At 42.3% G+C, this 24,657-nt stretch carries 17 protein-coding genes, 2 pseudogenes and 1 riboswitch; of the genes and pseudogenes, 6 read left to right on the top strand and 13 right to left on the bottom strand.

The genetic code is table 11. The features are described 5' to 3' along the window. Nucleotides 1-30: 30 nt before the first annotated feature. Together IP510_RS05840 and IP510_RS05835 are read right to left on the bottom strand one after the other, a co-directional pair. Nucleotides 31-936: a TIGR03571 family LLM class oxidoreductase gene (locus IP510_RS05840; protein ID WP_194363841.1), complete on the bottom strand. Its 906-nt coding sequence runs from the start codon at nt 934-936 to the stop codon at nt 31-33. Nucleotides 937-1,074: 138 nt separating this feature from the next. Further along, complete coding sequence (locus tag IP510_RS05835) at nt 1,075-1,980, bottom strand: LysR family transcriptional regulator (RefSeq protein WP_194363840.1); 906 nt, start codon at nt 1,978-1,980, stop codon at nt 1,075-1,077. A 124-nt stretch (nt 1,981-2,104) separates the two neighbouring features. On the opposite strand from IP510_RS05835, the gene dkgB reads away from it, so the two are divergent. Next, complete coding sequence (gene dkgB / locus IP510_RS05830; RefSeq protein WP_194363839.1) at nt 2,105-2,905, top strand: 2,5-didehydrogluconate reductase DkgB; 801 nt, start codon at nt 2,105-2,107, stop codon at nt 2,903-2,905. Between the two features lie 362 nt (nt 2,906-3,267). Here the strand turns inward: dkgB and IP510_RS13890 are convergent. The 4 genes and pseudogenes from IP510_RS13890 to IP510_RS05810 all read right to left on the bottom strand — a co-directional run bounded on the left by IP510_RS13890 (nt 3,268) and on the right by IP510_RS05810 (nt 6,642). After that, nucleotides 3,268-3,818 (bottom strand): annotated as a pseudogene (locus IP510_RS13890) (recombinase family protein). Nucleotides 3,819-4,059: 241 nt separating this feature from the next. Then, nucleotides 4,060-4,632 (bottom strand): manganese efflux pump MntP family protein, encoded by a 573-nt coding sequence (locus IP510_RS05820; protein WP_194363838.1) that lies wholly within the window; start codon nt 4,630-4,632, stop codon nt 4,060-4,062. A gap of 7 nt (nt 4,633-4,639) precedes the next feature. Beyond that, a riboswitch (yybP-ykoY riboswitch) is annotated at nt 4,640-4,807 on the bottom strand. Between the two features lie 452 nt (nt 4,808-5,259). Beyond that, a pseudogene (locus IP510_RS05815) lies at nt 5,260-6,081 on the bottom strand (tRNA-dihydrouridine synthase). A 12-nt stretch (nt 6,082-6,093) separates the two neighbouring features. Further along, nucleotides 6,094-6,642 carry a TetR/AcrR family transcriptional regulator gene (locus tag IP510_RS05810; RefSeq protein WP_194363837.1) on the bottom strand — a complete coding sequence of 183 codons (549 nt, stop codon included), beginning with the start codon at nt 6,640-6,642 and terminating at the stop codon, nt 6,094-6,096. A gap of 205 nt (nt 6,643-6,847) precedes the next feature. Between IP510_RS05810 and IP510_RS05805 the strand changes: the two genes are divergently transcribed. The 3 genes from IP510_RS05805 (at nt 6,848) to IP510_RS05795 (ending at nt 8,795) form a co-directional block, all read left to right on the top strand. Next, a complete protein-coding gene (locus tag IP510_RS05805) occupies nt 6,848-7,681 on the top strand; it encodes a hypothetical protein (RefSeq protein ID WP_194363836.1) in 834 nt (277 codons plus the stop codon). A gap of 326 nt (nt 7,682-8,007) precedes the next feature. Next, the gene (locus IP510_RS05800) at nt 8,008-8,244 is read left to right on the top strand and encodes a hypothetical protein (protein WP_194363835.1); all 237 of its coding nucleotides are present in this window, start codon (nt 8,008-8,010) and stop codon (nt 8,242-8,244) included. Nucleotides 8,245-8,537: 293 nt separating this feature from the next. Continuing rightward, the gene (locus IP510_RS05795) at nt 8,538-8,795 is read left to right on the top strand and encodes a hypothetical protein (protein ID WP_194363834.1); all 258 of its coding nucleotides are present in this window, start codon (nt 8,538-8,540) and stop codon (nt 8,793-8,795) included. Nucleotides 8,796-9,537: 742 nt separating this feature from the next. Here the strand turns inward: IP510_RS05795 and IP510_RS05790 are convergent. Beyond that, on the bottom strand, nt 9,538-9,990 hold the full coding sequence (locus IP510_RS05790; RefSeq protein ID WP_194364153.1) for a DMT family transporter: 453 nt from the start codon (nt 9,988-9,990) through the stop codon (nt 9,538-9,540). An 8-nt stretch (nt 9,991-9,998) separates the two neighbouring features. Next, nucleotides 9,999-10,433 carry a DMT family transporter gene (locus IP510_RS05785; protein ID WP_194363833.1) on the bottom strand — a complete coding sequence of 145 codons (435 nt, stop codon included), beginning with the start codon at nt 10,431-10,433 and terminating at the stop codon, nt 9,999-10,001. 98 nt (nt 10,434-10,531) lie between these two features. Between IP510_RS05785 and IP510_RS05780 the strand changes: the two genes are divergently transcribed. After that, nucleotides 10,532-11,467, top strand: a complete 936-nt coding sequence (locus IP510_RS05780) for a LysR family transcriptional regulator (RefSeq protein WP_194363832.1) — start codon at nt 10,532-10,534, stop codon at nt 11,465-11,467. Nucleotides 11,468-11,849: 382 nt separating this feature from the next. On the opposite strand, the gene cobA is transcribed toward IP510_RS05780, so the two are convergent. From cobA to IP510_RS05755, 5 genes are all read right to left on the bottom strand, one after another. Beyond that, a complete protein-coding gene (cobA, locus tag IP510_RS05775; RefSeq protein ID WP_194363831.1) occupies nt 11,850-12,782 on the bottom strand; it encodes a uroporphyrinogen-III C-methyltransferase in 933 nt (310 codons plus the stop codon). A gap of 137 nt (nt 12,783-12,919) precedes the next feature. Further along, nucleotides 12,920-16,105 carry a nitrate reductase gene (locus tag IP510_RS05770; protein WP_194363830.1) on the bottom strand — a complete coding sequence of 1,062 codons (3,186 nt, stop codon included), beginning with the start codon at nt 16,103-16,105 and terminating at the stop codon, nt 12,920-12,922. Then, complete coding sequence (locus IP510_RS05765; protein ID WP_227669534.1) at nt 16,102-17,544, bottom strand: NAD(P)/FAD-dependent oxidoreductase; 1,443 nt, start codon at nt 17,542-17,544, stop codon at nt 16,102-16,104. Before IP510_RS05765 ends, IP510_RS05770 begins: the two co-directional genes overlap by 4 nt. Nucleotides 17,545-17,596: 52 nt before the next feature. Continuing rightward, nucleotides 17,597-19,786: a protein kinase domain-containing protein gene (locus tag IP510_RS05760; protein WP_320154179.1), complete on the bottom strand. Its 2,190-nt coding sequence runs from the start codon at nt 19,784-19,786 to the stop codon at nt 17,597-17,599. A gap of 16 nt (nt 19,787-19,802) precedes the next feature. Next, entirely contained in the window at nt 19,803-21,392 is a 1,590-nt protein-coding gene (locus IP510_RS05755; protein ID WP_339343417.1) for a NarK family nitrate/nitrite MFS transporter, read from the bottom strand. A 560-nt stretch (nt 21,393-21,952) separates the two neighbouring features. Between IP510_RS05755 and nirB the strand changes: the two genes are divergently transcribed. Then, entirely contained in the window at nt 21,953-24,553 is a 2,601-nt protein-coding gene (gene nirB / locus IP510_RS05750) for a nitrite reductase large subunit NirB (protein WP_194363829.1), read from the top strand. Nucleotides 24,554-24,657 lie beyond the last annotated feature (104 nt).

Raw genomic sequence — 24,657 nt, 5'->3', positions numbered from 1 at the left:
GCGGCATTTTTATTAGGTATTGGTTTGCTACTACTGAAAATGAGGAAGTACGTCACGGGCAATTTGTTCTAGTGAATCTTCGATAGGTTGTGTATTTCGTCGAAAGTGCAAGCCGATATGGTTAACACCTGCTTGTTTCATCTGATCAAGCTCTGATATCAACCCCTTCACTCCCGTTTGTAAACCGAAACGATGTCGTACGATTGGTGCATCTGGGTCGTTGACCAAATCGAGATGGATAAAGCTCACGTAAGGCTTATCTCCTGCCACTGATCGCCACAGTTTGACGCGATGTTCGTGATCCTCCGTAGTGCCGGGATAAGCAAGCCATCCATCCATATGTGCGCCAATCCAGTCAGGGGTTTGTTGAGCCAAACCTGCTGCATATATTGGGATATCTTTAAACTCAGGGAGAAGTTGTAGACCTTCACTCAACTTATTATTATTTTCGTCTTTTAATATCTCCATGCTCTCTCTGAATAATTGTGCTCGTTTATCAAAATCGATATTAAAGACTGGATATTCAATTGGCCTATCACCACTAGCAACGCCTAAAATTAATCGGTTATTACTAAGCTCGTTAATAGTGGCAGCCGCTTTTTTTACAAGCCAGGGTTCTCTCAAAGGAAGAACAATTGCCGCTGTACCTAGCAAAATGTTGTTTGTACAAGCTGACAAATACCCCAGATATGAGAATGGTTCATAAAGCTGAGCAGCATCTCCAAAATTAGGATCATATAATGGTACGTCACGAACCCATGCAACTTTGAAGCCTAACTGATCAGCAAGCATGATACGTTCTTTATGTGCGCTCATATCTGGTACACCAAAGGGCTTATGTTCGTGCAAACGTTTTGCTTGTCCTTCTCGTGTCCAATCGTTGTCTAAAGGAAGTTCAACTCCGATGGTAAAGGTATTGCTTAAATCTTTGTGCATAATAAATCCTGATGTTAAGTATGTGTATCTTCAGCAATGACGACATTGTTAATACTGTACTTAGGATGTTATGAGATTTAGAAAGCAAGAAAAAGCGGAAAAACCACAAAACTGTTTTGTACAAAATAGTTGAAGTAGCTAGATGAAGTTTAAATCTTCTACCAGTATCTCCTTTTTTATAAAATCGAGAAATGAGCTAATTCTTCTTGAAGTACTGGCGTTTTTATAATAAACCGCATGAACCGGTTGTTTAATACTGTGTGAATGCTCGCTCAGCACCTCGATAAGGCGGCCCTGTTTTCTATCGGAGTAAGTCATGAAGTCAGACAAACAGGCGATACCTGCACCATGAAGTGCCAGACAACGTATCGTTTCTCCATTATCCGATTTGAGACTACTCATTATCCGTAGTAGCTTATTTTTTTCATCCATAATTGGCCATTCCCTAAGGGAGTCATGTTTACTAAAACCAAGTAATTTGTGATTGAGTAGTTGTTCAATTGAAGTTGGGGTTCCATTCTCGGCAAGATATGCTGGGCTAGCGATAATCCTTATCCTACTACTACCGATAAAAGTAGCGCGTAATGTCGAATTTTGTAGTTCGCCAATGCGGAATGCGATGTCAGTTTTTGTTCCTAAAAGATCAATATTATCTTCACTTGAGCTCAGAATAATTTCAACATCAGGATACTGATTTTGAAATTTAGCAATATGTGGAGTGAGCACGTGCAGTAAGAATGGCGTCGCTGCGTTAATTCTCAGTAACCCAGAGGGCTTGTACTTCTGACATTGCAACTGTTCTTCGGCACTTTCTACTGCTTCAAGTATTTGTCGGACTTTTTCGAGATAAACCGCTCCCTCATTGGTCACATCAAGTTTACGAGTGGTACGGTTAATAAGGGTTGTTTCCAGTTTTGATTCTAGCCGTGAAACAGATCGACTCACCGCGGAAACTGTGATGGATAACAATTGGGCAGCTGCGCTTATTGAACCGCTATCGATCACTGCCATGAAGGTTTTCATTTCATCAAGAGTTGCTTTCATTATTGATCATTTCTCAAATTATATTTGATTTTTGTTAACTTTACAGAAAAAGCAATGGCGCGTAAAGTTGTCTCATCATTCGTATGACTAACTAAAAATAGTTAGAAAAACTCAAGGAGACAGTATGAAAGTACCATCATTTGGCGTCGGCACATTCCGTTTGGAAGGTGAAGTAGTAAAAAACTCAGTCAGAAACGCATTAGAGGTTGGCTACCGAGTTATTGACACTGCACAAATATATGCCAACGAAGCTGACATTGGAGAAGTGCTCAGTCAAGCTGAGATATCGCGAGATGAACTATTTATTACTACCAAGATCTGGGTTGAGAATATAAACGCGGAGCGGCTAATTCCAAGCTTAAAAGAGAGTCTGAAAAAGCTGAATACTGATTATATTGATTTGGTCTTAATCCATTGGCCTGGCAGCGACACTAATCTCAAAAAATATATGTCCGAATTACTAGAAGCCAAAACATTAGGGCTAGCCAAAGAGATAGGTGTGTCTAATTTTAATATCGACTTGCTACAGCAAGCTATGGATGCTGTTGGTAAAGAAAATATTGCGACTAACCAGATCGAGCTAAGCCCATATCTTCAAAACCGTAAGCTTGTTGCATTTATGCAGGCTAACGACATTCAAGTGACATCGTATATGACCTTGGCTTACGGTAAGGTGCTTAAAGAGCCAGTTATCTCAGAAATTGCAAATAACTATGATGCTACACCAGCGCAAGTCACTCTAGCATGGGCGTTATCTAAAGGGTATTCAGTGATCCCCTCTTCGACCAAGCGAGATAATCTAGCGAGTAATCTAAAAGCATTACAATTAGCGCTAAGCGATGCAGATATCGCTAAAATAGATCAGCTAGAAAGAAATGGTAGAGAAGTAGATCCTGATGGGCTGGCGCCTAAGTGGGATGATTAGACAAACTTGGGCTATTAAAAAGAGCTTAAGAGCCGGTATACAAGTCTGATCGGAGAAACCCTATAAACTAGAAGGTCTTCTATCAGGCGACGTATATCGGCATTTATTGTTTTTATTCAGTAAAGGCTGTCTTTATAACCTGCCCTTCTTGAATGAAGTTGTTAGTTTGATTGGCTTCAAAAAAATCGGTGTTCGTCTTGCATTGTTAACCTGAACTCTGCCGTCAAGTTCGTAAATATTAACTTGAGAGATTATCATTTTGAAAAAGTTTAGGTTTCTATTTATTTTTATTTAGGTATATCCCAGCGCAACCATCTAAAAAGGCTCATTAATCAATTAATAGACTACTATATTGGAATCACTTAATGAGTACTGAGCATCTTCGGTCTTTCCTTGGCTACATCAGCAATCAGATGCCGTGAGTACTTGGTCATACCTTGTATCTCAGAATAGCTATGGCCTGATTTGAGTAGACTAGCAATGATCTTGCGCTTTTCGGTATCTTTTCTACGTCCTGAATACTTACCTTCTGCCTTAGCTCGAGCAATACCTTGCATTTGACGGTTACGGCGATCCTCATAATCTTTTCGAGCACTGGCTGCAAGCATATCCAGCATCATCGAGTTAATGGCCTGCAATACACTGCTCATAAATTCAGTGCTGCTTTCAGGTTGAAGTGCCATATATGAGGTCGGCAGCTCTTTTGATACGATAGATAGCTTTTTCTCTGATAGCATTCTTTTAAGCGTATCCCAATGAGCTTGGGTCGTACCAAGGTAGCTCCTGATTCATTTTCGACATAGAAGGCGGCAACTTTGTGGCCATGATCTTTGGCAAATACTATGAGTTCGCTTTTGGCACGCTTAGCGTCTTGTTCTTTGGTAGACGCTCGTAGATACGCTCTAATAAACATAGACACCTAAAATAGTCTGTTATAAGTGGTTCCATTATACCAGTCTGTTATAAGTGGTCTGTTAATAGGTTTGAAGAACGAAATCACTGGTTCCGCTAGGGTATACCCAAATGAAAACGCTACAAACAAAGTAAAAAAATCGTTAAGCCAGTCGCTTTTCAGGCGGCTGACTTGATGGATGCAGCTGATAAGAAAACAATAAAGAGGGCTAAGATATCAAGTCACGTATAAGTTTTTGCGATTAAAGATGGCTCGATAGAATCCAGCCACCAATGGCGACTAGCATTAAGCCACCGAACATTTCCGCTTTATGACCGATGAGTGATCCCAGTAATTTTCCAAGCATCACGCCAAGCGTGACCATGATGGTCGTGGCCAACCCAATCAAGCCTGCTGCTAGTAGAATATTAACTTCTATAAATGCAAGACTAATACCGACAGCCATCGCATCGATACTAGTACCAAAAGCAGCAACAGCAAGTTTGAAAAAAGAATGTCTTGAGGGGGCTTCTTGCTCTTCATTATCCGGTTTTAGCCCTGCATACAGCATGTGCAGCCCTAAGCCTACCAGAATGACGAATGCGACCCAATGGTCCCATGCTTCAATAAAAGAGGCATCGATAAAAGAGGTAGCAGAACGGCCAATTAACCAGCCAATGATAGGAGTAATCGCTTCAATGGAGCCAAAGATGACGCCCATTCTTAACGCTTCGGTAAAACGGGGATTTTTAAGACTTGCTCCTTTACTAATAGCCACAGAAAAAGCATCAGTAGACATAGAAAAAGCAAGTAATAAAAGTGCAATAGGGTTCATGTGATTTTCTCAGGCCGAGTATAGAGTCAACGACATACGCACACTCTCGACCTGCAGTGTGGATATATCGATGGTCTCGCCAACCGAGAGGTGTTCGTACCATGGCATATGGCCAAGCATGTTGACACGAACTCTTTCGCAAAACGAAAGCAGGCTACTCCCCAAAGAACACTCAGATTAACATGCATATGTTACAAGTCAATAAGAAGGTGTCTAATCAGGCTCTTTTGAAGCTATGCCTAATAGCTTATTGTTCCCCTTGATTAATATCTCAATTAAATTTGGTTCCAATAATCAAACGGCTATCTCTAAGGCAAGAAGGATGTAAGAGATAAAAGGGGCAAATTGAGCATTTGGATGGTAATTGAAATAAGAACCATTCAATATTCTTAAATATAGGATAAATGCGTATTTTAAGTCTATCAGACTGTTATTAAGTAGCCATTCTCAATAACTTATAACGCACTGATCAATAGTAGAATATATATGTTAAGTACACCGCGAAGTACACTGTGACTATTTCAGCGAGTTAAAACGTTGATATTATTAGCCCACAGCTCCATATTCAAGTCCTCACTAGGGTACCGAACCGGCGAAAACACCTGATTGGTTCGTCATACGTATCGTTTAAACATCGCCAAATACTTGACGCCATTCATCACAACGAGCCTCATCTCTTGCATAATAAGTACTCATAGCAGATTCTAGATCTAAATCGAAGGCATCCTCATTATCTTCTGCTAATGCTGTTAGTCGCATGGAGTACCAAGCAGTGACGCCGCCTAGAGGGTTGGTAGCGAATCTTGGAAACTTTGAGTCACCACCTTCAATATTTAACCAGTCATTGGCTAGATTTGGATTTAATGCCATACCACGACCTATACTGACCATATCGACCGCGCCACTTGCAATAGCATCAACAGCTTGCTGACGCGTTTTAAAACCGCCTGTCGCCATAATAGGAATAGTGGTTATCTGCTTTGCACGTTGTGCAAAACTAACGAAGTAAGGCCCACTACCAGAGCTACTGTCTAAGCTTGCAGGCGCTCCTGGAAAATAAGTACCACCGCTGATATCAATCAGATCGATAGAAGTCTGATCAATGATACCAATCATCTCCATAGCATCCTCTTCTGTTAGGGCGCCTTCTAATTGATCGGTTGAGTTTATCTTAATACCAATGGGAAATGCATCGCCCACAGCCTCTCTAACGGCTTATATCACCTCATATACGACACGGAATCTTCCTTCTATAGATCCACCGTAACTATCGGTGCGTCGATTGAACAATGGAGATAAAAACTGACTTAGAAGAAACCCATGTCCTGCATGTATTTGAACACCACCAAAGCCTGCATCTTTAGCAATCATGGCTGCGTTTGCATACATAGCTGGTAACGCCTCGATATCTTCTATGCTCATCCCCTCGCATTGACTAGCAGAGTAAATTTTTTATAATCATTATAAATCTAGTATTTTTAAAACAGCTAACCATGCGTCTGATATAGCATTATCATCCTTAAATACCTTTTCATTAATGATTGCTCCATCTAAAAACAATCTAATTTGTCTTGCTATAAGCTCTTCGTTTTTTACACCCATATTGTTTAAAATAGACTTTATTGTTTCTAATAACCAGTTTTTATGTTCAAATATTATTCGTTCTAAAGAGCTGTCAGGAAGCAGTTCGTCAAGTGCTTTGACAAACATACAGCCGAAAAACTCTTCCTGTTTAAACCATGCACTATACCAATTAAATATACACTTTAGTTCGGATAGACCGTCTTCCTTGCTTGTATTTATTGATCTTAAAACTCCATCTCTAACTAGTTTATCACGCTCAATTAAGCACGCTTCTATAAGATCACTCTTAGACGGGAAGTACTTATAAAATGTCATTTTTGCAACTTGAGATTCAGATATTATTTTGTCCACACCTACGTTTACAAAACCATATTCATTAAATAGTTTGCCTGCCGCAGTTAATATGTCTTGTTTTTTTTCTGACATAGAGAGCCTATTAAATTTTATATTTACAATAAAAATTGAATTTTTTCATATACATATAATTATAGTTAGATAAATAAAACATACTATCATCATATCATAACTAAATAAATTACAGGTAAAGCTGGTTAAGATGTGAATCTCATATTTATTCAGGTATTATACAGACAAGTCTGATTTTTCATTTATTAACAGGAGTGCTAGTAGTTTGTATCTTTCTCATCATAACCTATTACGGCAAGACACAACCCATTTACTTCGCCAGAGCATATCTCATAAAGACTGGCTAGGAAACTCAAAAGAAGTAGAGTCTATCAAAAATAAGATAGAGCAACATCAGCTTTTTAATCATAGTATTATAGAAAAGCTTAATCAAGGTGAGCTCTCTTTACCTCACGTTCAATTTATACATCTAGAGTACCAACATAGTATTGTTGAGATATTCACAGACGCTTTACTTATGGCTCAGTTCCAAGCCAAACAATTAGATGAAAAGATAGTATCTTCTATAAAGATGCAATCTCGGTTTTTACTGTCTTTGAATATCATAGACGAGTTTGGTTTATCCCAAGGAAAGCAAGGTAATATCACCTCTCTTAACGCTCATTTCTGCTTATATAAAAAAGTATTGGTAGACCTAGGTATTAGTCCACAAGATGAGCTGAATCATCAATATACTGATGAGTCCCAAAATCTACGAAATTATCTAGAAAGCGCTTATGAGAGCTACCCAATGCTAATATTATTATTGGCTGTTGCTGAACAGCAAGTAATCGCCTTTTCCTCAGCTCTTAAAAATGCTGTGGAACATTTAGGTGTAGATATTAAGGATGGTTATTACTATGTCCACGGAACGACAGAAGAAGACACAAAGAGTGCATCTGATGATCTTCATGAAAATGATCTGTGGCTATTATTAACTCACTCATTACATTTATCTTCTGTGCCCGACCTAAAGCAAGCTGCTCTTGATTATTGTAATTATTGGGATAGTTTTTGGTCGAAAATGTCCAATATTGAAAATGATAATACAAGAATCTAGCATAATCTTGTTATCTACTACCTTTTTGACTGCTTCTGCTTTGAACATGGCTGATGAATCAAAAAGGTAGAGTACTAGCTCTTTAAGAAAAGTCGGGCGTTACTTTATTAGAAAATATTTAAGCACTTTTCAATGCCTTTGTTTTCCACTATATTCTGACCTCTCAAATACAAACCATTTTAATTGACTTATACAGAGCGAAATGCTAATTTTTAAAAGTAGACAGATAGGTCTGTATATTTCTTCAAACAATGCCTTATATTATGAGAGCCTAAAAAATATAGTTTAAAACTAAATAGCCAAGGCTAATAAATGGAGTTTAAGATATGAGTGATATATTATCTGGTAGTGACTTAACCCGTGCAATATTAGAGCATAATAATAAAGAGGTATTGTGTGCAGTAAGTAATAATAGCGATAATCAGGCTATAGCTGACCAGCCCTGCTTACTTTGTATAGCATCTTTCAATAATGGTCGTTTTGTTTGTAAAAATGGTGATTTATGGAAATATGCAGTACCTGTCAAAAAAATTGCACTCACACAAACTGAGGTCGGTCTTTAGATAAACTATCTCTTAATAGAATATTATTCGACATATGTTATTTTTTGATATAATATTATTCGATACATATTTTTTTACCTTTTATCCAAAAAAAATATTTCATACTAATGATATAGGTATAACAGATCCTTGTATTATGTAGGGCTATATTCTCTGCCATACTTTTTAACGAGATTGTCATTGAAAATAACCTTTCAGAGAGGGTCAACTAGTAATAATCAAAGTAGACTTTATTATTGAATCTTCTTATAGTTTTCTGATCATAGCCAATAAAATAATAAGGAGTCATTAGTATGAGCAATAAATTAACTGGTAGTGATTTAACCTGTGCAATGTTAGCGCGTGGTGACAAGGAGATATGGTGTGCCGTGGCTGACACCAGCGATAAAGAGGCTATGGAAGCTCAAGATACTAATGATTTTACGGCTCGTATTGTATCCTATAATAATGGAAATTTTTTCTGCACCAGTGGCACAAAGTGGTTATTTGCCGTACCGATTAAAATCGTTGAGATGACATACGCCGAATCAGATTTAAAAAAAATTAAATAGCTTTGTTAAGCTACCATTAATGTGGTTGGCTTGAATCTTAATCTTTCGATATTCCACTCACTGAGGACACTGTCCAACATATTTGATAGAGTGAGTTGTGATTATCCTTTAAGTTAGAATGGCTCGAAAACAGAGTCTAAAAAACTGAGTTTCTTTTGGATTTAGATAAGAGTGAACCATTGCGTTGCTAATTACTCTCTATCAACGCCAATACTTTATCTTGCAACCACACCAGTTTTTGACGAATAAACTCGTCATTAATTTCTTGGATCCATTTATGGAATTTTCCATAGCAGCTCTACAATTTACTAATACTCCTATGATCAAAATTAATATGCTTTATCCTTTCTTATTCAGTAATGTCATCTGCAAAACTACCTAAATGTAAAAACATTATTTAAATTATCCTTTCACTCAGTCAGTTGGTTGGTTGATCCCACTCTTTTGAGTATGTTTATGTCGAACCAATCAGGCGCTTTCACTGGTTCGATCTCCTAATGAGGCTTTCAACACTAGGCTATAGGCTAATGATATTAAGGTTTTGATACACTGGAAAAGTCACAGTGTATCTACCATACATATTCTATTCGTGATCAATGCATATACAAGCATCGAACTGCTAGTGTTAGATATGAACTTAATAACTATAAAATCAACAGCATGTGTCATTATGATTGAGCTGTCTGATTAAAACCTCCCATATTAGTTTCTACAATTTCTTCAACATAGCTCACTACTGAGCCTATTTAGGCTCAGTCTTGCTGCTAGCATAAATAAAATAAAGCGCAATTGCCAAACAAACCAAAGCACCTATTCGACTGCCTGAAAGGCTAATCGCCTCATTACCTAACCAACCAAAGTTATCAATTAATACACTCATACTCAGCTGACCGAAAATAACCGCTACCGTTGCTACAGCAGTCCCAATACGCTGGACCGCAACCACCATAATGACAATGTAAGGCACACCGCATAAGGCACCAAGCAGTTGCCATTTAGGGACATCCATCAAAGTAATGGTATGATTTGGCTCAAAAAAGAAAATAAGCAAAGCGGTCACAACCGCACCCACAGAAAAGGTTAAAAAGGCACTTTTAAACACCCCAACGTTGCTGCCAAGGCGACCATTTAATGCTGCCTGGATACTTAAAGCCGCACCGCCAATTATTGCTAATAAAATCATTAAAATAAGCATCATTTAGGTTATCCTTTTGCCATAAAAACAAGTGCGGCAATTATGAAAAATAAAGCGATAATTCGTTTGCTGTCTATTTTTCGTTCCATGGTTTCGAATAAACCATAATGATCTATGATTAAACTCTGAAATACTTGCCCAGCCAATATCCCAATCATCGTCAGCGCAATGCCAATAACAGGCGTCACCACGGTTAATACCACAACATAAACAGGCCCTAAAATACCACCAACCAGTAGTAAAGGGGGCTGTGAGAAAAAGGAAGGGCTATTCCGTGGACTAAAAAACAGCATCAAAAAGAATGTTAAAGCAGCGCCAACACCAAAAATGCTCAATGTTGCCCACAGCTCGCCTACTTGACTCCCTAAAGGCCCAAGTAATCCTGCTTCAACAGACAACCCCATGCCGCCTAACACAACAATGAGTATCAATAAAATTTGCATGAAAAAATCCTTAATGAGCAATACGCTGCAGCTTACAGCAATGTATACCCATTAAAAAACGCTATAATACGAAAATGACCTTTGCATAAGTTGCACAAATGAGTACAGTAGATACCATCAACATACAAACACTATTATTTTTTATAGAGGTTTTTGACGCTCAGAGTTTTTCTGTAGTGGCTCGAAAAGAAGGCGTTTCGGCTTCTAAAGTGTCACGTATTATCAAACAGTTAGAGGACTCACTGGGACAGCAGCTTTTTTACCGTAATACACGCGCTGTTACTCCTACTGAGGCAGGTCGCGTATTCATGCGCTATGCAAAATCCATGACCGAGAGCATGAGTGCAGCACAGCAGGAGCTTCAAGACAGGACACTAGAACCGGGTGGTTTAATTAGAATCAACGCTCCCGTATTTTTTGGACAACGACATATCACACCTTGGCTGCCACAGCTTAGTGCTCAGTATCCTAAATTACAGATAGATTTGAGTTTAACGGATGACTTTATTGATCCTCATCATTATGCAACAGACGTTATTTTTAGAATTGGTACTTTAAATGATTCTGCCTTTCATGCGCGTATTTTTGGCGAGCAAACCTATCATCTTGCCGCCTCTCCATCGTACATAAGCACGCATGGTAAATTGCAAGTGCCAGCAGATCTGAAACATCATAAATGTTTACTATATAAAGGCTCAACAGGACCCAATCGTTGGCTTTTTAGAACAGAAAGTGAGGATTGGACGCCATTTTTAGCACCCGCTTTATTGATGTCCAATAATGCAGAATCTTTATTGGTATCTGCACTCAAAGGTATGGGGATTGTGCTTTTTCCAGATTGGCTCATCGGTGAGCATTTAAAGAGTGGTGAGCTCATCAAACTACTGCCTAATTATAGTACGGCCGTCAAAACCACCCCTCAACATGTCGCAGCTATTTATCCTCATACTCGTCATGTCTCTCTAAATGTTAGAGCATTAATTGATTATTTTGCTAAAGTTTATGGTCGTCCTCTTTATTGGCAACTGAATTAGAAAATAAGAATTTAAAGCAATAAGTATCCATGCACATTATGAGGAAAAGGTGCAATAGGAATATGTAATTGCACCCATTCAGGAGCGTTCCTAACTCAGGTTGTTCATTGTTGAGAAAATTAGGATCTGTTTTGGATATATCCCAGCGGAACCATCTAAAAAGGCTCATTAATCAATTAATAGACTACTCATAGCAGACTACTGAACTAGCTTGTACTGCCCCGAAGCCATGGATCTTTGCATCGTGCCTTTTTTATTACATCGTCTATTTTTTGCATGCGTTTTAGTATTTTGTAGTAGTCATACGCTATTTAAGAGTTTGCGCTGACATATTACAAAATTGCTGGGGCTGATTGACGCTTTACGTGAGCATTCATTTGCCCTACGTGATACTTTCCAAATTGGTTATTAGGTCTACACTCGTGACAACGTTGTCGACGTTAACACATGCACTTTTACCCAAAGCGCCAAGATTGTAGCTTGCAAACTCATGATACAAAGTAACCACATCACCCATAATTAGTAGTGCCGGTGTTGGTAATTTTGCCTCAGCTTGCTGCTCGGCGATATTACCAAGCGTACCGATGAGTAGCTGCTGAGTTGGTAAACTGGCATGACTGATTACAGCAAAAGGTGTATTACTGTCGCGCCCTGCCGCAATTAACCCTTGGGTCATTTCATCTAGTCGATTCAATCCCATATAAAAGACGACGGTTTGCGTACTGTCCAAAAGTTCATCATAGTCATTATTAGGTGCACCTGATTTTTTGCATGCTGTCACAAACTTTACGGCTTGTGCATAATCACGGTGTGTCAACGGAATACCTGCTCTGCTTGCAGCCGCACTAGCAGCGGTAATACCAGGAATAGATTCAAAATGAATACCATGACGCACCACTTCTTGCAGCTCTTCACCACCTCGTCCAAAAATAAAGGGGTCGCCCCCTTTGAGCCTAACGACCGTTTTACCTGCTAGCGCATGTTTGACCAGTAGCTCATTGATACCTTCTTGTGGTAGCGCGTGATTGGCACGGCGCTTACCGACGAATATCTTCTCTGCTGTCAGCGCACACATATCTAAAATGTCCTCTGAGACCAAACTATCATAGAGCACGATATCTGCTTTTTGCATCACTCGCAGTGCTTTTAACGTGAGTAGTTCAGGATCGCCAGAACCTGCACCAACCAAATGTACCGTGCCCGTTTTCACGCTTTTTTCTATACCTAATGGCTCATTACTGACTCTAATATGACAATTTATATTGGGTAAATTCTGTGAAGTTAATGCAGCAATAAAGGTAGATGAATCAGTCATGGTAATAACTCCTAATAACACTGTTAATGACGCGCAGTCCTGCATCTAACAATGACATGCATAAGAAAAGAAGAGCATACAAGATACAATGCAAGCCCTATGCCATATCAGTGATTAATCCTCGTGACAGAAAATACTTAAGACGCATACCTATCGATCAAGGCATTGATTTGACTCACACATGAACCGCAGTTAGTCCCTGCTCGGCATGCCTTTCCGACCGCATGGGCACTCATACACTGCTGCTTTGTAATCGTCTCAATAATAATATTCTCTCCAACTGCCATACATGAACATACCAATGCACCTGGATCAATATAACCTGTCGCTGGACGACCTGCTAGTAACCACTTATAACGCTGATTCTCTGGTATCGCATCAGTACTAGCAAAGCAACTGTTAAGCCAATGAATACTGGGCAGTTGCGTAATTTGCGGCGCAAAACAAACGCTTAGTAGTAGCTGATCGCATGGTATGTCAGACCCTGATGCGCCAAGCGATGTACAATCTATCGCTGTATCATCAACCTTTAGCTGGGTCGAGATGAAGCGAAGCTGCCTCCCCTGTTTGCTAGCAGTAAAGGCGCTATTGATGGGTTTATTGGCGAGAGATGTTTGATAGGTGTTGATAAAGTGCTGCCAATAATCAGAATCAAGCAATTTACTGACGACGCTATCTATGGGACTGGCTAAAGTAATCAAGACGCTATTGGTTTGACGACTTAAACTCCAGGTCAGTGCAGGCAATGAGTTTGTTCTTTCAGAAGCTGCATTTGTATCAGAGGAAGATGTCAGCGTACCTTTATCCTCAGACTCTTTTTCAAAGTTCAATAAGGTCTCACGCAGATGCACTATAATGGTGTCTTGTAGATCAGGATGCACCAGAATCTTGCCATAAGTTTTCATCGGCACAGGCATCACGCTGATTGCGGAATTTTTCAATTCAGGTTGTCCTGAATGCGGATCAACGACCGTTGGAATAAGCGTGCCTACGCGCGCAAAACGAGCAAAGGCATTGCTCCAATGCATCGGCATAAAGGCATCGCCAGCGCTCATACTGTCGCTGATGGCAACTTGTGCGAGCACCTGACTGTCTGTAGTTGTATTGCTGGCAACCATGCGCTGCGGCTGGCTCTGTATTGATAAGTTTGGCTCATAGCTTTTATCATAGCAAGGACGTAGCTGCACATAATCGCCTTGGTCAACACCGAGCTGCTTGGCATCATTTGGATGCACGGTGAGCGTTGGTACAGATTCGTGTTGGTTGAGCTGCGGTGCAAGTCCTGTGCGCGTCATCGTGTGCCATTGATCGCGAAGCCTACCTGTAATAAGCCGTAGATTTAATGCCCCTGAGCTATCCTTATGCAACATATGACTGCTATCATTTTTTTTACTATCAGTGCTTTTCGAGCTCAATCGTTGCGGATGCCTATTGGGTAAGCTGGCGTGACTGGGAGGCGTAATGGCAATGAAACGTGTTTTTATTGGTGCGATACGTGCGCCGCCCCACTGAAACGGTGTCATGACATTATATGTATCATGGCTGAAAGAAAATACATCTTTATCTTGCTGCTCAAGATGGTCTGGCTTTACCTCTATCGATGCTATCGACCTTAGCGAAAGATCTTTTGCTAAATTAAGATAGCGCGGTTGATTAGTTTCTGATAAATCTTGGCTGGTATCATTTCCATAAGCAGTTAGGGCAATATGTTCATTAAATATCTCACTAGGATGGTGGTAATCAAAACCTGCTAATCCCATACGTTTAGCGACTTGCGACAGTATCCACCAGTCAGGCTTTGCTTGCCCGAGCGCGGGCATTAACGCCCGTTGGCGAGAGATGCGGCGCTCCGAATTGGTCACTGTGCCTGATTTCTCCCCCCAACCCTGTGCCGGTAAAACAATATCTGCACACTTAACCGTATCGCTGTCTACGGAGCAGTCAGATACAATCACCAACTCACAGGTAGCCAATGCTCGGCGAAACTTATCGGCTTCAGGCAAGCTAACGACAGGGTTGGTCGCCATAATCCAAATGGCTTTTATACGACCATCTAGTATGGCATCAGCGGCATCACAAGCTTTTACCCCAACCTCTGCAGCAATTGGCTGCGGTGCTTGCCAAAAATCAGCCACCAAGTGACGATGCTGCTCGTTATCTAAATCTAAATGCGCTGCAAGCAGGTTAGATAATGCACCAACTTCGCGCCCTCCCATCGCATTTGGCTGACCAGTGAGTGAAAACGGACTTGCACCTACCCTACCTACTCGCCCAGTATACAAATGAGTATTGATAATAGCATTGACCTTGTCAGTACCACTCGCAGACTGGTTGACGCCCATGCTAAATGCTGTGATTGTTTTATCGTTTGCAGCGACCAGCTCATAAAACTCCCGTACAAGATCCTCACTGATACCGCATGCCGTCGCCACTTTATCAATCGTCCACGTTTTTGCGGCCTCTAAGGCGGGCGTGACATCCTGACACTGCTGAAGATAGTCCTTATCACTACAGCCTTTTTGCTCAAGATAATGCAGCAGTCCGTTATATAAGTGAGTATCGGTGCCAACAGCAATGGGTAAATGCAAATCGGCGAACTCACAAGAATCAGTACGACGCGGATCAATCACAATCAGTTTTTTATTGGCATCACTTTTTTTGGCTGATAAAAACCGCCCGAATAAAATAGGATGACACCACGCCATATTGGAGCCCACCAACACCAATAAATCACAGGACTCTAAATCTTCATAATTACTAGGGACTAAGTCTGCACCAAAAGCACGCTTATGCCCTGCAACCGCTGAGGACATGCATAGACGTGAATTGGAATCGATATTATTATTGCCAATAAAGCCTTTAATGAACTTATTGGCAACGTAATAATCCTCGGTAAGCAGCTGTCCTGACACATAAAACATCACGCTATCACGCCCGTGTGCCACAATGGTGTTATTCAATCGACTGGCAATATCGTCCAACACCGACTCCCACTCGGCAGGCTGAGTATGGGTAGGTTGATCCTTTGCCATCGATCGCTGTTTATCTTGATAATAAGGCTGAGTTAACCTGCGCTCAGTACCCAGTGTTTGTGCCAATGCACTGCCTTTTGAGCAGAGTTTACCGAAGTTTGCTGGATGATCAGGATCACCAGTCACGCTGATGGTCCCTGTCTCATCAATGTTTGCTAGTACGCCGCAGCCAACACCGCAGTAAGGACAAGTGGTACGAATAGGTCTGATCAAATCCTCAGTGTAAGTCGTAATGCGAGAGGGCGGTACAACACTGAGGTCTTGATCGTCATTTAAGATGGCGCTGCTCATGATGCCTCTCCTATTAGGTTTGCGACACTTGGCAAGGCGGATTCGGGCTCAGCTGCTTCTATTTTCTCTAAATCGCAATAGGCTTCGCCAAAGACCAGGTCTTCTTTCATCGATGATATATCACTGCCATCAGTAATCAGCTGACTATAAAACCCCCCTTCGCTCACATCCCCGTATAGTACTGTACCGATAAGTTTGCTTGCTTTAATATAGAGACAAAGATAATGATTGAGGCTCGTTTGCTGATAGACCACCCGCTCTATCTGTGCCATTTCACTGTCATCAAAAGCGATCTGACCTGCTGAAAAAGCCGCGATGCCAGATACTTTTAATTTTAAAGATAAAGGCTTACTGATAAAGGGACGCCAGTGGTTTTTAGATTTGTTTAGTTGTGAGTCACTATTGGCTGTCTTGCGACTTGAGACGCGTGGCGCTTTTAAAACAGAAACCAAAGTATCGACCTGTTGGTTGACAGGGGCTACCATACCGAACAGCTCACCATCTAGCTCTATACATTCACCGATCGCATAGACATGAGGGCAGCTTGTATGCATAAAGTTATCTACAAGGATACCTCGGTTAACCTCAAGACCACTTTGCTGCGCCAGTGTCATATTGGGGATGACGCCAACTGCCATGACAATAAAGTCTGCTGGCAGTGTGCGGCCATCCTTTAACAACAGACCATTGACCTCGTGTTGATCATTGACCGTAATGCATTCTGTGTTGGCTGATACCTCCAGTCTGACACTTCGACGCAAGAGCTCTGCTTGTAGCAGATGAGCGGCAGGCATATCAAGCTGTCGGTTAAGAACATGACTATCGACATGAACAACTGTCATATCTGCCCCTTGAGACGCCAAAGCGCAGGCGGCCTCTAGCCCCAACACCCCGCCACCAATGACGAGACCCTTTTTTTCTTGGAGCGCGTACTCCGTCAATACCTGCACATCAGCAATATCTCGAAATACATGAACCCCCTTAGCATCATGATTGGCAAAAGGGATGACGCGAGCTTGTGAGCCAGTAGCCAGCACCAGCTCGGTATAATCTAGGGTTTGTCCATCACTCAATTTGACACACTGCTGATTGGTTTCGATTGCATCTACCGACGTGCCAGCCAATACCGTGATACCCAATTGCTCATATTCTGCTAACTCGTATAAATATGTCTCTTCAAAAACCGACTCTCCTGAGAGTACGGGTGATAACATGATACGGTTATAGCCCACGTGCGGCTCTTTACTGATTAACGTAATTGGCAAACGGGCGGTGTCATCATTTGATTGCGTGCGAGCAAGCTCAATGGCAAAACGACTGCCTGCCATGCCCGCCCCGATAATAACGATGCCAGCGTTTTTTTGATGACCCGGTACTAAGGCGTGATTGTTGGTATGAGTATCTACCGTAGTGGCGGCTTGCGACATAGATAGCGACATAAACAGAAAATTCCTTAGCCGCGCGGAGCAGCATTGAATGCAAAACAGCGTGTCATGAAAAGTATGCCAACAACAATAAAATGATGACAAACTCTATGAAGCAAATGCCATGCCATACCAGTAGAGGGTTACGCTTAATGAGAGGTTCTGGGTCGCGGCTGTGCGCCTTATTATCGGGGTTAAAATCCTGTAAAAACTCACCAATGGCTTGATAGCGCGCGTTAGTATTGACATGCAGCGCACGCATGAGTGCCTGTTGGCTGGCGTCAGGTACGTTCTGCTGCCTTAGCGGCTGCGCGGGCATCAGTAATGTTTGGTTTGGCATCATTAGTGTCTGGGTATTAAATGGCAATTGCCCCGTCAGCAGTTCATAGCCAATCACTGCAATCGAGAACAAGTCAGAATGCACGCCTTTTGGTGCATCGGTGTAATATTCTGGTGCAGCATAGTGCAAATCACCATTTGGTGGTCGGGTGCTGTCTTTTAAGATAGAGGAACTGGCGGAACCAAAATCAATGAGTTTGACCGCGCCTGATTTGGTTAAAAGAATGTTTTCGGGTTTGATGTCTTGATGCAGCAGATAGTTGCGATGCATGACCCGAACCGCCATGCCAATTTTGGTGAGTAAATCAAAGGTTTGCCACACATCACAAGGCGCATGACGATCCATAAAGTCCCGTAAACTCTCACCGGCGATATATTCAGTCAAATGATATAAGTATGTGGTACTTGCTGGTACTGGATAGTAACGCAGCAGCCCCGATTCACTAAGTCCAGAACCCATGTTATGACCAATATTGTTGGATGCAGGATTGACAGACAATCGATTGGGATCAGCTTGATTGTAAGCCGACTCGCCCGCGCGGCGATGTTTTGATAGGCTCAAACCAATTTTACGTTCTTTTAAAAAATCACGCAGATAGTGACCATCGGCGACCGAATCTAAACTGGGTGATTTTAGAACAAAGTCATTATTGTATTCATCTTGCACCCAGTACACGTGACTGCGAGCCGTACGAGCGATAATACCAATCACAGTAAAGCCATCAATATGGTCGCCTATCTGTAAACCAGTTGGAAGCTGGTAGCGATTCACATCATGTATGACTGTATCCAGATTATCAAAGTCAATACCATCAAAATGACCAATACCTTTAGAACCATTGATAGAAGTAAAATGGGCTGACCGTGTGTTCATACTCAGCATAACCATACTTAGATTGTCATGACTACCTGCACTAAAGGCTTGCTCGCACACGGCTTGACTGGTGTTAAACCCTAGCGGTAATTTGTGTGTAGTAGCCATCAACTGAAATATATCAGTCGCACTGCTGCACAGCTCAAATTGCAACTCTGTGGGCTCTATATGCTCATACACCCCATCCGTCATGATGGCCAAACACTCGTTTTGATGGAGGGTAAATACCGATTGTTGTAGCTCTAACTGGCTATCTGCGCCGATAGCTGCAGCAAGCGCCCCTTTGTCTTGGCCGCGGTGCACGCGGTGATCTTTGCTCAATACTGTCAGGCAATCTACCCCAACGCGGTATATTCGAGAGTCGCCTGTATGAAACAGGTGAATACGGTCACCGATACAGAGCAAGCCTGATAACGTAGACAACAACGGCGGCACTCGTTGATAAGCTTGAGGAAAATATAAGATGTCGTTGGCTTTGTTGACTGCCGTTTTGATGAGACTAGCGACTTGATCATCGTCAAAACTGATGGATGGCGACTCATCTTGTGAGTGTGCCAATTCGGTCAATCCCAAGGTTATTTTGTGAGCAATAGTATTCACCACCAGCCTACTTGCCTGTTTTGGAAACTGGCAAGCACTGACCCCATCTGCCATGAGCACCAATAACGGTGCTGATGAGGGTGGGTAGGATCTTGCTTGAGATATTGAGCGATTTGCACTAGATGATTCTGTACCTGAACATTGATATGGTAGACAGGTGGTGATAAGTAAACTGTCTTGGTTTTCCGTCTTGCGACCTGCCATAGTGAAAAAATCAAGCCACCATAATGCAGCGCTAGCATCATCAACATCCTTACTGTGACCAGTTTCATCAATAGCGTGGCTATCAATACTCTGGCTGACATCATTGGCAACAAACTGACCTGAGCCTATTAGAGATGACGGATTGCCTGTATTAAAATGAACCGCCATCTCATCAGCGTTTTGGTACATATCACCATCCGCATTTTGACTATTGTTTCTATTGGCGTGTGCTATCGTCATCTGTCTTCACCTCGTACTATCTATGACTCACTTGTATTTCGGCAAATGTGCCATCTGGCATCTCTTCAATAATGATGCCTTCTGGCTCTTTTAAGAAAAACAATGCAAAGAATCCAGCCACTGCTGTGGCGGCAATCACAAAGAAAAACACCTGATAAGACACCAGACTCAGCACCGTTAAATACACCACTGACCCAACATTGCCATACGCGCCTGTCATCCCTGCAAACTGCCCTGTCATACTGCGTTTGATCAAAGGAATTACCGCAAAAACAGCACCCTCACCTGCCTGTACAAAGAATGAGCAAAACATCGTAATTAATAGTGCCAATGCCAATGGCCACGTTGAGTCAAGGAAGCCCATCAACAGATACCCGATGGCCAAACCAGCTGTCAAAATCAACAAAGTTATTTTGCGACCAAACTTATCACTGAGCCAACCGCCGCCTGGACGTGACATAAGGTTCATAAAGGCATAGCTCGATGCCAATACCCCTGCCATCACAATCGATAAACTAAAAGTTTCTTGATAAAACAAAGGTAGCATCGACACGACGGCAAGCTCTGAGCCGAACGTAGCAAAATACAAAATATTTAAGATACCTACTTGCTTAAAATCATAACGATGCGCCACTGGTACAGGCGTGGTGAAAACCTCTTTATTAAAGCGGTAGCTACTGATGAACTCGTAAACATACAGTATCGCAAGGCCAATATAGACCATAGTGACACTAGACTGGCTCAGCAAGCTCACACCATCAGGTGATAGTTTCCATGCCAATAATGCCAATGCCAAATACATAGGCAGTTTAAAAACCATCATTAACCAAAAATCACCTGATGACGTCACCATCATGGCACCTGATTTTTTGGGTTTAAAATAAGTAGCCCCTTTGGGTGTATTACGCGCCATCTTATAAAAAATGATGCTATAAAGCGCCATCACGACCCCTGATGTAGCTGTTGCATAGCGCCAACCTTCATCACCACCGAACACTGCTGCTGCACCAATCGCTATAGTCGGTAATAACAGTGCCGCTGCTGCCGAGCCAAAATTACCCCACCCTCCATAAATACCCTCAGCCGTTCCCAATTCATTGGTTGGAAACCAATCACTCATCAAACGAATACCCACCACAAAACCTGCACCCACAAAACCCAGTAAAAACCGAGACAGCGCCAAGGTATTGTAATCCTGAGCGAACGCAAAGGTAAAACAAGGAATAGCACCAATGGCTAAAATGGCGGTATAAACAATACGAGGGCCAAAACGGTCTGTCAGCATCCCGATAATCACACGGGCAGGAATGGTCAATGCCACGTTTAAAATGAGTAACGTTTTGATTTGATCTTTACTCAGATTGAGTGTTTCTCCAATCGCTGATAGAAATGGTGCATGGTTGAACCATACAAAAAAGGTAAGGAAAAATGCCATCCAACCTAAATGAAGGATTTTATTTTTACCCGTAAATGACAAAACATTAAGCTTGTCTTTACTAGGCGCAACGGGGGCTGATGATGACATAGGCAACTTCCTCAAATGATTAACTTCAGGGTTCTGACAACGTACTAAAGGTACTAAGTGTTCAAAAAATGCAGTGTTCAAATATGATAAGTAGCAATGTTTCAGGCGGTGCAATGGTTATGCCAGTTATTTGTGTACGCTGCCAAATCTGTATAAAGGTCAGCACTCGTTAATTATCCAAGCGCCTTTACTGGCGGGTCTATAACCATCGCCACACCTGACGCTTATGCTAATAAAGCATTAACACAGCAGGTTTAAAACACTCCATCAGCCTCCCTTATAAACAGCAATAACATCCAACTTGGGGCAATGCAGTGTCTATTTTGGTGCATTAATTTTTGATATCGCTATCGTTAATAATCATGTTCACCCTGATTTTTGGCAAATAGTAGCGCTAATCATGCTCACGCAAAAACCTTTGTACATAAGCGACTGCTCCCGATACGGCATACCTTTATGTCTAATAGCAACGCGCAAAAACCTAGCTAATCAAAGTGCCATGGCATGATTATTGAATGCTCTGTAATGGTAGGTATTAAATGCTGTTTATCAGCTGTTGTTGAGGGACGGAGCCGTTTATAGCGTGATAAAAAAATAAACGATGACCGTACTCAACCAGCCCCATTACTAAGGACAGACGCATGAGTAGCACTGCATTGAGCACAGAAAGTAAAGGCAATTTGGTGGTGATTGGCAACGGTATGGTCGGTCATCACTTTATTGAACGAGCAATTGAGCAAGGACTACACCAGCAATTTGACATTCATGTATTTGCTGAAGAAGACCGCCCTGCTTATGACCGTGTTTATTTGTCGAGCTATTTTGAACATAAAGATGCCAGTAAGCTGAACCTAGTAGATTTAACAGCCTATGAATTATCAAAAGTTAATTTGCATTTGAATCAGTGCATTGTAGATATCGATTCGGCCAGTCAGCGTATTACTACTGAGGCAGGCGAGATTATTGAGTACTCTGAGTTGGTGCTAGCGACGGGCTCATACCCTTTTGTGCCACCCATCCCAGGCCGCGAGCATCCGCATTGCCACGTATACCGAACCATTGCGGATTTAGATGAGATTTTAGCGATTGCTGAGCTGCCCACTGTCAAAAAAGGCGTAGTGGTTGGTGGTGGTCTACTGGGACTCGAGGCCGCAAAAGCGCTCGTGACGCTAGGGCTGGATACCTATGTGGTCGAGTTTGCGCCGCAATTGATGGGCGTTCAGCTCGATGCCGCTGGCGGTGAGATTTTAAAGCGAAAAATAGAAGCACTGGGTGTCAAAGTACTGACAGGCAAAAACACCAAAGAGATTCTGTCTAATACTGCACCCAACTCTGATGACACCAGCGGTGATGAACAACATTTAACCATGGAGTTTACAGATGGCACCTCTCTAACAACCGATATGATTGTATTTAGCGCCGGTATTAGACCGCAAGATGGCCTCATCAAAAACAACCCCGAATGCGGTATCGAAATGGGCGGGCGCGGTGGCATCTTGATTAATGAGCAATGTCGCACCAATGCCGATCATGTTTATGCCGTAGGCGAATGCGCAGTATGGGACAACAAAGTATTTGGCCTGGTGGCTCCCGGTTATAACATGGCCAGTATCTGTGCCGCGCAAATTGCTGGTGATAGCAAGCAGACATTTACGGGTGCCGACATGAGCACCAAGTTAAAACTGATGGGTGTGGATGTGGGCAGTATTGGCGATGCACATGGCACGAGTGACGGCAGTTTAAGCTATCTGTATCAAAATCCTGCTGAAGGCATCTACAAAAAACTGGTCACCACACCTGATAACAAACGCTTGCTTGGTGCTGTATTGGTCGGCGATACCGAAGACTATAACAACTTACTGCAATTGTATTTAAATGACATTGATCTACCCGCACATCCCGAAAGTCTGATACTACCTAATGTCGAAAAACCCGTGATGGGCATCGACAATCTGCCAGATACCGCCACGATTTGTTCTTGTTATAACGTGACCAAAGGTGCTATCTGCTCGGCCGTCGAAAACGGCGCATACTCCGTCAGCGATGTAAAAACTATGACCAGTGCCGGTAGTGGCTGTGGTGGCTGCGCCCCTATGGTCAAAGATACGGTCAGCTATCAACTCACCGCCATGGGCTTTGAAATAAACAATGACTTGTGTGAGCACTTTGCTTATTCTCGTCAAGATTTATATAGCCTGATTCGCGTGCACGGTATCAAAACCTTTGATGAATTACTAACTGAACATGGTAGCGGTCACGGTTGTGAGATATGTAAACCAACGGTCGCCTCTATTTTGGCATCGTGCTGGAATGACTACGTACTCAAAACCGAGCTGACACCGCTACAGGACAGTAACGATTACTACTTAGGTAATATCCAAAAAGACGGCACTTATTCCGTCGTACCGCGTGTGCCGGGTGGTGAAATCACTGCAGACAAGCTCATCGTACTGGGTCAAGTGGCGAAACAGTTTAATTTGTACACCAAAATCACTGGTGGGATGCGGGTCGATCTGTTTGGCGCACGCATGGAGCAATTGCCTGATATTTGGACGCAACTGGTACAAGCAGGCTTTGAGACTGGCCATGCCTATGGTAAATCTTTACGTACCGTAAAATCTTGTATCGGTAATAACTGGTGTCGCTACGGCGTCGATGACAGTATTGGCCTCGCCTTGAGATTAGAGGATCGTTATAAAGGCGTACGCTCACCGCACAAAATCAAGATGGGTGTGTCAGGCTGTATGCGCGAATGTGCTGAGGCGCAAAGTAAAGACTTTGGCATGATTGCGACTGAAAATGGCTGGAATCTATTTGTCTGCGGTAATGGTGGTATTACCCCGCGTCATGGCGAGCTGTTCGCCACCGATCTGGATACCGAAACCATGGTCAAATATATCGACCGCATCATTATGTTTTATATCAAAACAGCGGACAAGCTACAGCGCACCTCCAAATGGCGCGAAAGCCTTGAAGGAGGACTTGAGTACCTACAGGCAGTCATTATTGAGGACAGTTTAGGTATCGCTGAGGAGCTCGAAGCACAAATGCAATTATTGGTCGACAATTACGTGTGCGAGTGGGCGGCGACGATTAATGACACCGAAAAACTCAAACGTTTCCGTCATTTTGTAAACAGTGAGAAAGGCGATGATAATGTCGTTTTCGTGACTGATCGTGAGCAGATTCGCCCAGCGACTGATGCGGAAAAAGCAACCATCAACCTGGTTGAATTGGCCTAGCCAAGGAGGAGTGCCTTGTTAGTTATCGCAAAAAGCAAGGCGCTATTTTTTGACTCATGTTTTTTGACTCATTTTTCTCAAATCATGTTTTGCAAATTGCAGCT

This window comes from Psychrobacter sp. NG254 (genome assembly GCF_015277735.1).
Taxonomy (GTDB): Bacteria; Pseudomonadota; Gammaproteobacteria; order Pseudomonadales; family Moraxellaceae; genus Psychrobacter.
This window is presented reverse-complemented; position numbering and strand designations above follow the sequence as displayed.

Excerpts from the sequence above, each read along its gene's own strand:
- IP510_RS05780 (WP_194363832.1), top strand. The coding sequence starts at position 10,532 with ATGAGTACAGTAGATACCATCAACATACAAACACTATTATTTTTTATA.
- IP510_RS05795 (WP_194363834.1), top strand. The coding sequence starts at position 8,538 with ATGAGCAATAAATTAACTGGTAGTGATTTAACCTGTGCAATGTTAGCG.
- IP510_RS05820 (WP_194363838.1), bottom strand. The coding sequence starts at position 4,632 with ATGAACCCTATTGCACTTTTATTACTTGCTTTTTCTATGTCTACTGAT.
- IP510_RS05785 (WP_194363833.1), bottom strand. The coding sequence starts at position 10,433 with ATGCAAATTTTATTGATACTCATTGTTGTGTTAGGCGGCATGGGGTTG.
- dkgB (WP_194363839.1), top strand. The coding sequence starts at position 2,105 with ATGAAAGTACCATCATTTGGCGTCGGCACATTCCGTTTGGAAGGTGAA.
- IP510_RS05840 (WP_194363841.1), bottom strand. The coding sequence starts at position 936 with ATGCACAAAGATTTAAGCAATACCTTTACCATCGGAGTTGAACTTCCT.
- nirB (WP_194363829.1), top strand. The coding sequence starts at position 21,953 with ATGAGTAGCACTGCATTGAGCACAGAAAGTAAAGGCAATTTGGTGGTG.
- IP510_RS05790 (WP_194364153.1), bottom strand. The coding sequence starts at position 9,990 with ATGCTTATTTTAATGATTTTATTAGCAATAATTGGCGGTGCGGCTTTA.
- IP510_RS05760 (WP_320154179.1), bottom strand. The coding sequence starts at position 19,786 with ATGACGATAGCACACGCCAATAGAAACAATAGTCAAAATGCGGATGGT.
- cobA (WP_194363831.1), bottom strand. The coding sequence starts at position 12,782 with ATGACTGATTCATCTACCTTTATTGCTGCATTAACTTCACAGAATTTA.
- IP510_RS05765 (WP_227669534.1), bottom strand. The coding sequence starts at position 17,544 with ATGTCGCTATCTATGTCGCAAGCCGCCACTACGGTAGATACTCATACC.
- IP510_RS05800 (WP_194363835.1), top strand. The coding sequence starts at position 8,008 with ATGAGTGATATATTATCTGGTAGTGACTTAACCCGTGCAATATTAGAG.
- IP510_RS05835 (WP_194363840.1), bottom strand. The coding sequence starts at position 1,980 with ATGAAAGCAACTCTTGATGAAATGAAAACCTTCATGGCAGTGATCGAT.
- IP510_RS05770 (WP_194363830.1), bottom strand. The coding sequence starts at position 16,105 with ATGAGCAGCGCCATCTTAAATGACGATCAAGACCTCAGTGTTGTACCG.
- IP510_RS05810 (WP_194363837.1), bottom strand. The coding sequence starts at position 6,642 with ATGTCAGAAAAAAAACAAGACATATTAACTGCGGCAGGCAAACTATTT.